Genomic DNA, 12,238 nt, shown 5'->3' with positions numbered 1-12,238 from the left:
TTACTATTAAAGTTTAATCATAAATTTTTTCAACAGCTTGCATTTTCTTCACTTTTTCCTCTGCTCCGCTATTTGCATTAATGAAAATTTGGTACGTATCTTTCCCTAAAGTACCTACAAATTCATAGCAAAGTACTTCATTATGCAAATCATTTACAACTACGGCTTTACGTTCTTCCATAACTTTAACATCTGGATTGATTTTCTTTCTTGCTTCTGCTGCAGTTAGCTTTGCTGAGGGAACTGTTCGTTTTTGGTGTGATGCTAAATATTCTTTTGCAGAAAAACCAACGATAGAACCATCATCTAAAGCAATTTTCATTTGAATTGCTTCTGGATAAATTCGTACGCCATTCTCATTTACTACATACGTAAATACACCAACGTTATCATATTGTGAGCTATCAAAAAGCTCCATATTATTAAACTTGTGGTCCTTTAAAAATTTCAAACCTTTACTTCCTGCATCGTTTAAACTAATTTTCTGTTCTTTAATTTCTCGGTTATTCATAACCCAAATTGGATATCCGCCTTTTCCGGTAATATCCATATAAAACTCATTATTCGTTGCTGGATCTTTAATTTTCACACTATAGAAAGATTCTTTCGCACCTTTTCCGCTTTTCTCAACTTCTACTTTTTCATTTCCTTTTAAATTCAAAAATGATTTTGCGATTTTCGCCGCTTCATCTTTAGAAATTGCCTTTCCTTCCGCTTCAAATCCACCTTTTTTATTTTTTTGTGCACTTGTAAAAGTCGGTCCGAAGTTTGTAGATGAATACGATGTTACGTTTTTCTCTACTGTTTTTAATCCATCAATAATTGTATTGTCTGCAGGATCACGATTTGATGCGAGTGCCATCTCAACATCCATCCAGCGTAAATTATTTTTCAAAACAAGATGTTGTACTTTTCTTAGTTCATCTTGTATATTGCCTGCATTTGAATATAAAGTTTCCAACGTTTTGTATTCTTGATCATTTAACGGCTCTTTTTCTAAATCACGAATGGCTGCACGGTAACTAAAATCACCGATATTTGCTAAAAATTCTTCCGTTTTATTAAAAGGCATTAATGTTAAAGGCAGTTGTCCTACATCCGAACGAGCTACAGATGTTATTCTCCATACGTCTGCTAATGCAGGTGATAAAGATGCACGGGAATTCATCGCGAGCGTTGTTCCAATTTTGTCGTGCAATAAATCAACCTCATATGCTAAATCATGAAACGCACGTTGATAGCTATTTTCTGCTCGAATTAATACTGCATTCTTCTCTTGATGTTCTTTGTAGCCCCAATATCCTGTTCCAACTACACCGACTGTTAATAATACGATTATAATACCTCGTAACATAGTTCCACCTCCGCTCTATTTACAGAAAATATGTTTCCCGATCTTTTTAATTTGTGGACGAGTCCAAATCCATTTACTTGTTGCGGTATCTGGATTGAAATAGTACAATGCATTTCCTGTTGGATCCCATCCATTAACTGCATCTAATACAGCTTTTTTCGCTGTTTCATTTGGCGTTAAATATATTTGTCCGTCTGCTACCGCTGTAAATGCTCTTGGCTCAAAGATTACACCCGAAACGGTATTTGGGAATGATGCACTTGTAACTCGATTCAAAATAACCGCAGCTACTGCAACTTGCCCTAAGTACGGTTCACCACGAGATTCTCCATATACTGCGTTTGCCATAAGCTGAATGTCATTTTGAGAATAACCATTTGGAACATTTGTCCCTTTATTTTGAGATGGTTTATTTTCTTGTGCAGTACCACCACTATTTCCTTTATTCGTTGTCGTTCCTTTATTAGCTGTTGACTTGTCATACTTCGTTGCTTTTACTAGCATTTGCTTCGTTTTAGCTCCAGCTAAACCATCAACAGGTAATCCGAATTTCTCTTGAAAATTTCGAAGTGCCCAGTATGTACCCCATCCGAAAACACCATCCACTTTTCCCGTATAAAATCCGTTATATTTCAAACGAGATTGCAGTTCAATGACATCTTCGCCAGATGCTCCTCTTTGAATGACTTGATTAGAAAAAGCTTCAACATTTTTTAGTTGTATACTACTTACCATCAAAGATAGTCCTATGAATGCAAGTAAAATTGCTATTTTAAAAATAGCTTTTTGACGCATGATTTTCCCTCCTTAATTACGGAAATGATTTCTTGGTTATGTTTTGTAAAAGCCTCGCTTTTATGTAAAGAAGACAAAAAAATCCAAACTCATATCGTTGAAAAAATATGTAAACAATATAAAAAAATATAAAAGGAGTTCATCATGAAAAAATTGTTAAAGCGTATCGCACTCGTCATTTTGTTCATAACTACATGTTCAAATATATATACTGTCCCATCAATTGTTCATGCGCAGCCTCCGTATGCCAAATGGGGGAAACTTGCTGTAGAAAAGACGAAAGAACAATACCCAAAAGCGGAGATTATTGATTACCTTCATATAGGTAGAAAACCGAAAACCGTTCAAATAACGGTTGAAAAATTTAAATTGTGGCTACGTGAAGATGGAAAAGAATATGGTGTTTTTGTTGATGTAGAATTTGAAACGAAGACAGATAAATTTATAAAGATGACATTTCAGAAGACGAGTAGATAAAATGAAAGAACCCGTACTGTTTATATTTTAAACAGTGCGGGTTCTTTCATTTCTATAATCCATTCCTAAATTTACACCTTTCAAACATTCTCTCTTCTTATATAAACTTATAATGCTCCTGTACATGCTCAATAAACAATTTCAATGGAACAAGTCCACGTTTTGGCATATGACTACTTATTACAGCAACAAGTTCTAACTGTGGAATGATAACGATGTATTGTCCGCCATATCCCATAGCAAAATACATACAATACGGTATGTGAAATCTTTCGTTATTCAAAACCCACCAGTGATATCCATAAGCCCCCACATGTTCATACGTTTCAAATAGAGCTTTACTAGATTCTTCTAACCATTTCGATGATACAATTTCATTCCCTTGCCAATATCCATTCTGCAAACATAATATTCCGAGCTTTAATAAATCTTTAGATTTCATTTTCATACCGAAACCGCCGACATGTATGCCTTGCGGATCTTGTTGCCACTCATATTCGGTAATTTCTAATGGATCAAATAAATATCTTTTCGCAAACTGCTCTGTCGACATTCCGGTAACTTCTTGAACAATATAGCTAAGCAAGTGAGAAGACCCTGAGTTATAATTCATTTTTGTAGCTGGTTCTTCCATTATTGGTTTTTCTAATATATACTGCACCCAGTTTTCCGATTCTACAAAATCATTTGGGAACACTACTCCATTTCCGAACTCTTTCCAATCCTCACCTGTAGTCATCGTTAATAAATGATAAAGAGTCAAATCCCGCTTTTCATTAGATACATTTTCAATCCACTCTATAATCGGTGTATGTATATCATTTATATATCCTTTATCAATTGCAATACCAATTAATATAGATACAATGCTTTTTGTAATCGAGTTTATTTTATATAAATTACTTGCACATTCTATCGTTTTATAATATTCATTGGTTAGCTCACCTTTTTGATAAACGAGAAATGTATTTACTTTTTTCTTTTCAAATTTATTTTCTAGTTGCTTGAAATCCAAAACTTTACCTCCAATTAAATCATTACCTTATTTATTATATCTTGTAGCTTTAATTAAAACATAAATGTGTTCAAATAAAAAACAAACCTGCCAGTAATAAACTGACAGGTTTGTTTTTTATAATTTCGTACGAACATTCCAAAGCTCTGGGAAGAAACATTGATCAAGTACTCGTTTTAAATACGATACACCAGAAGATCCGCCTGTTCCCATTTTATGACCAATAATACGTTCTACCGTTTTCATATGACGGAAACGCCATTGTTGTAGCCAATCTTCGATATCAATTAATTTTTCAGCAAGCTGATATAAGTTCCAATATTTTTTCACATCGGCATACACTTCTATCCATGCTGCTTCTACTGTTGCGTCTTCTTCATAAGGCTGCGTAATATCACGATTTAACACATCTTTATGAATAGGGAATCCTTCTTTTACAAGTGCTTGAATTGCCACATCATACAAACTTGGTGCGTGTAGCGCTGTATGAAGTCGAGCGTGTAATTCTGGATCTTTTTCATAAATTTTTAATGCGTGCGGCGTTTTATAGCCAAGCGCATACTCAATCATACGATATTGATACGATTGAAAACCTGAAGCTTGACCGAGTGAGTCACGAAACTCAATGTACTCTGATGGTGTTAATGTCGCAAGAATATCCCAAGATTGAATAATTTGCGACTGAATTTTTGATACACGTGCTAACATTTTAAAAGCTGGTTGTAATTTATCTTGTTTAATAGATTCAATCGCTGCGTTTAACTCATGTAAAATAAGCTTCATCCAAAGTTCACTTGCTTGGTGAATCACGATGAATAACATTTCATCATGATGATCTGATAATCTCTTTTGAGAAGATAGTAAACTATCTAATTGTAAATACTCCCCGTACGTCATATTCTCTTTAAAGTCCGTATGAATTCCTTTTTCCATAATTACCTTTTCGTTTTCTTTCATATTAGCCAAACGCCCCTTTTATATAATTCTACTTATATTGGTCTAATAACTGCTCGAACTGGACTTCCATCTGCATCTGTTAAGGCAAGTGGTAATGCGATTAATTCATAATCGCCGTCTGCTACATGATCTAGTACGACATTTTCCAAAATGTGTATACCATGTTTAAACAATTGGTGATGCGCTGCCAATTCTTTATCGTCTAATGGATCTACTGATGGTACATCTACCCCAATTAAACGAATTCCCTTTTCAGAAAGAAATGGTGCGATATCAGCACGTAAATGCGGAATTACATTCGGGAATTCATTCGCTTTACCATGTGAAGATGTGCGTAACAACAAGCGTTCTATACCTTCTAAATGAAAGGTTTCTAATTCCTTTTTCCCAATGCTTTCAAGATTAGAAACATCAATGATCCGCGCTGGACCGACATAAACTTGAACATCTAAATCTATTACTTTCTTTCCATCATTATCAAAATGAAACGGTGCGTCAATATGAGTACCTGTATGAATACTCATCGTTAACTTTCCGACATTTACTGAGCCACTCTCTTCTTTTGACCATGAAACTTCATACGAGAACGGTGTATCACCTGGCCAAGTAGCAATATCATTATTTAGCGGTTGTGAAATATCAATCCACTCTGAAGCTTTCATACTTATGCCACAACCTCCCGCTTATTTTCAAACTGCTTATACGCTTCATCTTTCATAATTTTCTTTAATATTTGTACAGATTTCCACACTTCTTCGTATGTGTTATATAAAGCGACCGGCGCAAGTCTTACTCCATTAGGTGCACGGAAATCAGGGATAACTCCATTTGCTTTTAACGCTTTACATATGCGTGCTGCTTCTGCATGTTCTAAATAAATGTGCCCGCCTCGTTTTTCATCCTCTAATGGATTTCCAATTGTAAATCCGTAATCTTTTAATTCATAATCAATTAAATCCAGCATGTATCTTGTAATATGTAGCGATTTTTCACGTAAACGTTCTATACCAGCATCTTTAAATATTTCAAGAGAACCAATTAAAGGTGCAGTACTTAATAAGTGCGGTGTACCAATTTGATAAGCACCTGCATGATCAGCAGCTGTTAATGTATGTTCCATATCAAACTGCTTATCTTTTCTAGAACTAAACCAACCTGATAATCCTGGAAGTCTATTAAAATGCTTTTTATTTACATAAAGGCCCGCAACTGCACCAGGTCCTGCATTTAAATATTTATAATTACACCAAATGGCGAAATCAACATCCCATTCTTTGAAATGATGCGGAATAGAACCGATTGAATGACATAAATCAAATCCAATATGAATACCACGCTCATGAGCTTCCGCTGTTAAACGTTTCATATCAAGAATTTGTCCACTTCTATATAGTACAGAAGGCAATAAAATTAACGCGATATCATCTGTCATTGCTTGAATAATATCATCTTCAGAAAGTGTTCTACCGTCTCGGCTCTTCACTCGTACTAAATGCTCATCTGGATCTAGACCCTTTAAACGAATTTGACTTTGAAGTGCATATATATCTGACGGAAATGTTAATTCATCAGCAAGAATTTTTGTACGTATTCCTTTCGGCTCATAAAACGTCGCAATTACTTGGTGAATATTCGTCGTTGTGGAACCGGTTACAATTGTTTCTTCCGGTAAAGCTCCAATAAGAGGCGCAGTCAATTCACCTAATTTCTCCGAAAGGAAAAACCACGGATGCTCTCCTTCAGTCCAGCCGTCAATTCCATACTCCTTCCATGAATCGAGCAACGTAAGTAATGATTTCTCTGCTCTTTTTGAAAGTAGCCCTAATGAGTTTCCATCTAAATATATCGTTCCTTCTTTTTTATAGAATTCAGTTTGAAAATCTTTCAGTTCATCATGTTTATCACATTCAAGCGCATATTCATAATTCGGTTGAAATGGTTCTTTATACATGGTGTCACCTTCTTTTAATTTTCTTTTTATTCTAACTAATTGAAATATATCACCTTAGTTGATATAACGTCAATGATATTATGTCAGTTGACTTTATATATGAATTCCTTTTACAATACAGTTATATTTTCAGATATTTCAGTATAAAGAGGTGGTTCTTTGAAAAACAATACTCTTTCATCAAGAAAACACCGCTCCTTAGAAACAAAGAAGAAACTATTACACGCTGGTTACACTATTTTTATACATAACGGATTTCAAAAAACGACTATTACACAAATTATTAAACATGCAGAAACTGGTTATGGAACGGCATATGTATACTTTAAAAACAAAGATGATCTCCTTATCGTTTTAATGGAAGATGTCATGAATCAATTTTATGATATCGCTGAGCGCTCCTTTTCCCCTCAAACGAAAGAAGAAGCACATAAAATGATTCAAAATCAAGTTAGAGCATTCCTACAACTAGCAGAAAAAGAACGAGCTATATTACAAGTTGTGCAGGAAGCAATTGGATTATCAAAAGAGATACGTCAAAAATGGGACGAGATACGGGAACGCTTTATAAACAGTATTACGCAGGATATTACATACTCTCAAGAAGGTGGATTAGCACAGCCTGAATTAAATAAAGAAATTGTAGCACGTGCTTGGTTCGCGATGAATGAGATGTTTCTTTGGGCAATTGTGAAAAATGATAAAGAATTAGAGTTAGGAGAAATTGTGCATACATTGACGGAAATGTATACGACTGGGCTATATAAATAGCACACTCATTTATATAGGTGTGCTATTGTATGGTCTATAAAAATATTTTATCTGGTTATGGTGATGCTAAAAGTGTTTTTTTAAATAACGGGAATGTCTTAGCAATATTTCCAAGGTAAGAAAAGCGAACATAGCCTTGCCTCTTCTGAACTTGCCTATTGGATAACAGAAAGATTTTGTATTGATAAAGAGATTTACCAAACAGCTATTAAAATTTTTAATGAGCAAACTTCAAAAAAATAACCTGTTACTCAACAAATTAAGTACCAGGTTATTTTAAATATTTTATTACCGATACAATAATACAAATTAGCGATGTAAGTAAAAGCAACAGTCCCATATTCTTATTCTCTTTTTCATCCTTCTTAACATTTTGTATCCCCATTCCAGCAAGCATAAAACCTAACAATAATTGCAAAATAAGCATACTTTGCTTCGAATCATCATTCCAACTGTAAATAGAATAGCCCATTACAATAATAGCGAGTATAAATGTGGTAATTCTAATTATAAAAACACCCCCTATTTGATTCTATTGTGTTAACCTACTTACAATCCCAACAATAAACTTATACTCATCTCTACTTTTTCTTACTTTCTTAAACCCTTCTTTCGTATCAAAAATAAAACACGTTTTCCGAAACCAAATCCGTACATATAAAGACTCAAAGTAAATAGGTTTTATAATTCCTCTTTCCTCAAATTCAGTTCCATCTTTATTTTCTATTTCTGTTCGAACGAACCACCTATTTCCAATACCAATTTCAATATACTTCACATAAGTCCACCTTTCGGAAATTAATTTTTAACTATTCTATTATTTCCCCGGTAAGCGCACATTCCGACAGAACATGAGCCCATAAAGAAAAAGTAGATTACAAAAATCTACTTTATAACTTATATTTTTGCATTCGTTTATAAAATGTACTGCGAGGTACATCTAACAGTTTTGCAGCTAAAGAAACATTTCCATTCGTCTTTTCTAGCGCTTCAATCATACTATCACGCTGTATTTTTTCACGAAAATTTAATGTATGTTCTGTTTTATTTTCTGTTTGCAATGCAAGTTGATGTTGATTTCCCATCATTGTTTGTAATAAAAAAGAGATTTGTTTTTCGCATATTTCGCGACCTTGCGACAAAATGTAAATCCGTTCTAATACATTTAATAATTCCCGAATATTTCCGGGCCATTTATGCTGTGAAAATTGATTACAAATACTCTTTGGGAATACAACATTCCAATTCTTTCGTTCACAAAAATCTTGTATGAAGTACGGAATATCCTCTTTTCTTTCTATTAACGATGGAACATATAGCGGATAAACATGTAACCGATAATATAAATCTTGACGGAATTTCCCTTCTTCTACTAATCGCAGTAAATCTTTATGTGTCGCTGTAATAATACGAATATTTACTGGTACTTCTTTTGAACTGCCAATCGGGGTTACTGTTCGTTCTTGTAAAACACGCAATAATGCTACTTGCATCTCCGGCGGCACTTCACCAATTTCATCTAAAAATATTGTTCCACCGTCTGCTTGTTCGAATTTCCCTTTATATCCTTGGCGCCGCGCACCTGTAAACGCACCTTCAGCATAACCGAATAATTCACTTTCCATTAATTCTTTCGGCAACGAACCACAATTAACAGCTATAAAAGGGCCATTTTTTCTTGGACTATTTTCATGAATCGCTCTCGCTACATATTCTTTCCCTACACCTGTTTCACCACAAACATATACACTAGCGTCAGTTGGAGATACAAGCTTAATTTCTTCTAAAGTATGTTGAAATGCATTGCTTGTCCCTATAACTCCTGGGAAAGTAATTCCGTTTATAAATGGGGAAGCTGAAAATAAATTTCCTTGTTTATTTTCCTGTACATAAATACATTTCCCGATCATTCTATCATTACTATATACTGGTACTTCTAATTTAGGCTTCAATCCATGTTGCATTAAATCTTCAAGTTTCATTCGTGACCAATTAGAAACACGTTCTCGAACCTTTTTGCTTGCGGAAACGATAACATCACGATGATTACAAATGACAACTTGTTCATCACTGTCAATTACATCTAAAAAACGATGGATTAAATGTAGTTCATTTTGATGCACTCGAATACTACATTCACGTTCAATCGCATGTGCAATTGAAGTTACAATCCCTAGCATATACGGATGTGAAAATTCAATTGGACAGGAGAAATCTAGAACACCAATTAATTTCCCATCATCGTTATGAATCGGAGCGGCCGCACAACTCCAGCTATGAGATGCGACAGAATAATGCTCTGTACCACTTATCATAATAGCCTCTTCAATCTGTAACGCGGTTCCTATCGCATTTGTACCAACAGCTGCTTCCGTCCATTTCACACCCTCAATGAAGTTAATATGTTTTGCTCGTTTTAACGTTTGTTGATTTCCGCTTAACGATAGAACGTAACCGTCTGGATCAATTAATAATGCCATCATTTGCAGTTCATCAATGGTTTTCCTCATATTTTGTAATTGAGGTATTGCTATATCAAGGAAGATTTCACTCTTTTTCTTTTGATCTTGAAAAATATTAGAAGACAAAATTTTCTGACCTTTATTCATATGAGGATTCACATTTGCTTGTTTACATCGATGCCATGACTCTGAAATTCTTTCGTTCATACGGTTCGAATCAAGGACTCCTTCATCAATAAACTTTTTCCATGTATGTAAGTAAAACGGTGAAGCTAACATTGTATCATCTCCCTATTCATTATTTTGGAGATCTGTAAAAACATACTTTTATTATAAAACTGAATAAAAGCGTTTTCAATAAAACTAGAAAGACGACACAAATATGTTAATAATTTGAATATCTTAATGCGCTTCTTTATTCTTTTTTAGTAAAACTATATTTTGTATAATAGACGCAAAGAAAATACATAACCAAAACCACTTTTGTGGATTGCTGTTTATAAAGAAAACTATCAACGCTATTGCAAATAAAGTAGTGGATGCTAAACTAAAATATAATTTTGTTTTAATTCCCACTATCCCTCACTCCTCTATCACTTTACAGTACATATTAACTCTTCATTTTTTAACTCTAATATGTACTTTTGTAAAACATATTCTCTTCCGCCATGTTTTTCATACCAATCCTGTATTCTTTTAACATGCATCTCGTCACTTCTAATTTTTGATTCAATGTCTTTATACTGTTCATAACTGTCATATTCCCATATGGCGAATATTTCTGTTGTACCATCATTATTATCTTTCATCCAGCGTCCTATTAGCCTGGAACCATGCTTTAACTGGTTAGGTAAGTTTGTGTTAGTAAAATGCTCATTAAATATTTCTGAAAATTCTTTTTTTACTATATAGTACTTTCTTCTGTAAAACATCCCACTACACCTCTTTTATGAATCTTCCCATTACAACCGTATTATAATACTTCCCATCCGACAGCTTTTTTTCATTTTTCAAAATACCTTCTACTTCAAAACCTAATTTTTTATAAAGTTGAATAGCTTTTTCATTTGTCTCTAGCACTTGTAATGATATCTTTTTCACTTCATTTTCATCAGCCCACTGAATAGATTGTTGCAAGAGACTCTTACCGATTCTATATCCCCAAAACTCTCTTAAAATACAAACACCAAATTCTACCTTATGGGATAATCTCTTCAAATTTGATCCTTCACATCTTGAAAATCCTACGATTTGGTTGTGCACTTCTGCAACTAAAAACAGATTCTTTATCTCTTCACTATCTGTTTTTATTATTTTTTGAAACCCTATCTTATTTATAAATCCCTCTCCAGCTTCTCTATCCATATTTTCAGTTTCGCCATCGATCTGAACTCTAATTTCTGATAACTGCTCAGCATCCGTTTCAGATGCAGAACGAATTGTATAAGTTAATCCATTTATATGAAACTCTTGTCCTTTTATAATCATTACAAACTCCTTTTAAATGCAATCTATTGATGCGATTATAATTTCTTTACCCTGTTTCTCAAATTGTTGAATCGTTTCTTTACTAGCTTCTTCATCTGTTATTATAAGGTCAATTTCTATCAGTGACTCTCCTTTTATAAAGCAGTCTCTTCCAAGTTTCTTATGAGGAGCTAAACAAATATTTCTTCTAGCAATTTTACTTACTCTTTTTCCAAAATAAGCAACTTCCGGAGTTGCAGTACTTATACCGTTCAATGAAATGCCACCACCTGTAGAGAAATAAAGATCAATAGATAATCTACTTATCATTTCAGAGGCAAGTGTATCTGTCATATTCCCTGATGGTTTCACCTTTCCACCAATTAAGTATGTATCAATGTTCTTATATTCCCGTAAGGTACTAGCAATTTCTAAAGCATTCGTAATCACTGTAAATGACATTTCAGGTAAGTATTTTAACATGGCATAATGAATAGAAGCCCCGCCAATAAAAACGGAATCACCTTCTTGTATGTAGGATACAGCAACTTTCGCAATCGCATCTTCCTCTATTGAAATATCACGATAACGTTTCGTTGGTTCGGCAGCTAAGTTTCTCACTCGCGTCAGTTCGATTGCACCTCCGTGCGTTCTTTTTAACAAGCCATCCTTCTCCATAATAGATAAATCTCTTCTTATCGAATCAATAGACATATCGAAACTTTCCGCAAGATCTTTAGCAATTACCCTTCCATCTTTCTTAAGTAACTCCAAAATTTTCTCTCTACGCTCTTCAGTAAACATATACCCACCGCCCTTATTGAAGATTCTGAAACCTCATCCTTATTTTAATTATATGCATGTCTCTTCCGTTTTACAATATTTTCAATTCTTATTCACTCCGTTTTATTCAGCTTTTCCCCTCTTTCTATTCCGTTAACTTCAGAACGAAATAAATGTATATTTGTATATTCCACAAACATACTTCC

At 34.1% G+C, this 12,238-nt stretch carries 14 protein-coding genes; 2 read left to right on the top strand and 12 right to left on the bottom strand.

The annotated features are described in order from the left end of the window. Positions 1-13: 13 nt before the first annotated feature. Positions 14-1,354: a germination protein YpeB gene (gene ypeB / locus RBB48_RS18310; RefSeq protein WP_087983897.1), complete on the bottom strand. Its 1,341-nt coding sequence runs from the start codon at positions 1,352-1,354 to the stop codon at positions 14-16. 15 nt (positions 1,355-1,369) lie between these two features. Then, positions 1,370-2,149, bottom strand: coding sequence for a spore cortex-lytic enzyme (sleB, locus tag RBB48_RS18305; RefSeq protein WP_048547302.1), 780 nt, complete (start codon positions 2,147-2,149; stop codon positions 1,370-1,372). 144 nt (positions 2,150-2,293) lie between these two features. On the opposite strand from sleB, the gene RBB48_RS18300 reads away from it, so the two are divergent. After that, a complete protein-coding gene (locus RBB48_RS18300; RefSeq protein ID WP_048547304.1) occupies positions 2,294-2,626 on the top strand; it encodes a DUF3889 domain-containing protein in 333 nt (110 codons plus the stop codon). Positions 2,627-2,723: 97 nt separating this feature from the next. Here the strand turns inward: RBB48_RS18300 and RBB48_RS18295 are convergent, their stop codons facing one another. From RBB48_RS18295 to kynU, 4 genes are all read right to left on the bottom strand, one after another. Then, complete coding sequence (locus RBB48_RS18295; protein WP_088063661.1) at positions 2,724-3,641, bottom strand: serine hydrolase domain-containing protein; 918 nt, start codon at positions 3,639-3,641, stop codon at positions 2,724-2,726. Positions 3,642-3,758: 117 nt separating this feature from the next. Beyond that, positions 3,759-4,598 carry a tryptophan 2,3-dioxygenase gene (kynA, locus tag RBB48_RS18290; RefSeq protein ID WP_087983895.1) on the bottom strand — a complete coding sequence of 280 codons (840 nt, stop codon included), beginning with the start codon at positions 4,596-4,598 and terminating at the stop codon, positions 3,759-3,761. A 32-nt stretch (positions 4,599-4,630) separates the two neighbouring features. Beyond that, on the bottom strand, positions 4,631-5,260 hold the full coding sequence (kynB, locus tag RBB48_RS18285) for an arylformamidase (protein WP_088608810.1): 630 nt from the start codon (positions 5,258-5,260) through the stop codon (positions 4,631-4,633). A gap of 2 nt (positions 5,261-5,262) precedes the next feature. Continuing rightward, entirely contained in the window at positions 5,263-6,549 is a 1,287-nt protein-coding gene (gene kynU, locus RBB48_RS18280) for a kynureninase (RefSeq protein ID WP_088608811.1), read from the bottom strand. 159 nt (positions 6,550-6,708) lie between these two features. Between kynU and RBB48_RS18275 the strand changes: the two genes are divergently transcribed. Further along, the gene (locus tag RBB48_RS18275; protein ID WP_088608812.1) at positions 6,709-7,320 is read left to right on the top strand and encodes a TetR/AcrR family transcriptional regulator; all 612 of its coding nucleotides are present in this window, start codon (positions 6,709-6,711) and stop codon (positions 7,318-7,320) included. 271 nt (positions 7,321-7,591) lie between these two features. On the opposite strand, the gene RBB48_RS18270 is transcribed toward RBB48_RS18275, so the two are convergent. From RBB48_RS18270 to RBB48_RS18245, 6 genes are all read right to left on the bottom strand, one after another. Next, on the bottom strand, positions 7,592-7,831 hold the full coding sequence (locus RBB48_RS18270; RefSeq protein WP_073515272.1) for a DUF3953 domain-containing protein: 240 nt from the start codon (positions 7,829-7,831) through the stop codon (positions 7,592-7,594). Positions 7,832-7,852: 21 nt separating this feature from the next. Further along, entirely contained in the window at positions 7,853-8,098 is a 246-nt protein-coding gene (locus RBB48_RS18265; RefSeq protein ID WP_088608813.1) for a DUF3977 family protein, read from the bottom strand. 112 nt (positions 8,099-8,210) lie between these two features. Beyond that, complete coding sequence (locus RBB48_RS18260; RefSeq protein ID WP_106383331.1) at positions 8,211-10,061, bottom strand: sigma-54-dependent Fis family transcriptional regulator; 1,851 nt, start codon at positions 10,059-10,061, stop codon at positions 8,211-8,213. A gap of 314 nt (positions 10,062-10,375) precedes the next feature. Continuing rightward, positions 10,376-10,714 carry an NIPSNAP family protein gene (locus tag RBB48_RS18255; RefSeq protein ID WP_088608815.1) on the bottom strand — a complete coding sequence of 113 codons (339 nt, stop codon included), beginning with the start codon at positions 10,712-10,714 and terminating at the stop codon, positions 10,376-10,378. 4 nt (positions 10,715-10,718) lie between these two features. Continuing rightward, positions 10,719-11,270 (bottom strand): GNAT family N-acetyltransferase, encoded by a 552-nt coding sequence (locus tag RBB48_RS18250; protein ID WP_306007954.1) that lies wholly within the window; start codon positions 11,268-11,270, stop codon positions 10,719-10,721. A gap of 12 nt (positions 11,271-11,282) precedes the next feature. Next, on the bottom strand, positions 11,283-12,053 hold the full coding sequence (locus RBB48_RS18245) for a DeoR/GlpR family DNA-binding transcription regulator (RefSeq protein WP_088608816.1): 771 nt from the start codon (positions 12,051-12,053) through the stop codon (positions 11,283-11,285). Between the last annotated feature and the right edge of the window lie 185 nt (positions 12,054-12,238).

It is taken from the genome of Bacillus sp. MMSF_3353 (assembly GCF_030733445.1).
In the GTDB taxonomy this organism is placed as follows: Bacteria; Bacillota; Bacilli; order Bacillales; family Bacillaceae_G; genus Bacillus_A; species Bacillus_A wiedmannii.
The sequence above is the reverse complement of the archived record's forward strand: the minus strand, read 5'-3'. Positions and strand labels throughout refer to the sequence as shown.

Coding starts and splice junctions, on each gene's coding strand:
- kynU (WP_088608811.1), bottom strand. CDS start 6,549: ATGTATAAAGAACCATTTCAACCGAATTATGAATATGCGCTTGAATGT.
- RBB48_RS18245 (WP_088608816.1), bottom strand. CDS start 12,053: ATGTTTACTGAAGAGCGTAGAGAGAAAATTTTGGAGTTACTTAAGAAA.
- RBB48_RS18260 (WP_106383331.1), bottom strand. CDS start 10,061: ATGTTAGCTTCACCGTTTTACTTACATACATGGAAAAAGTTTATTGAT.
- RBB48_RS18300 (WP_048547304.1), top strand. CDS start 2,294: ATGAAAAAATTGTTAAAGCGTATCGCACTCGTCATTTTGTTCATAACT.
- ypeB (WP_087983897.1), bottom strand. CDS start 1,354: ATGTTACGAGGTATTATAATCGTATTATTAACAGTCGGTGTAGTTGGA.
- sleB (WP_048547302.1), bottom strand. CDS start 2,149: ATGCGTCAAAAAGCTATTTTTAAAATAGCAATTTTACTTGCATTCATA.
- kynA (WP_087983895.1), bottom strand. CDS start 4,598: ATGAAAGAAAACGAAAAGGTAATTATGGAAAAAGGAATTCATACGGAC.
- RBB48_RS18255 (WP_088608815.1), bottom strand. CDS start 10,714: ATGTTTTACAGAAGAAAGTACTATATAGTAAAAAAAGAATTTTCAGAA.
- kynB (WP_088608810.1), bottom strand. CDS start 5,260: ATGAAAGCTTCAGAGTGGATTGATATTTCACAACCGCTAAATAATGAT.
- RBB48_RS18250 (WP_306007954.1), bottom strand. CDS start 11,270: ATGATTATAAAAGGACAAGAGTTTCATATAAATGGATTAACTTATACA.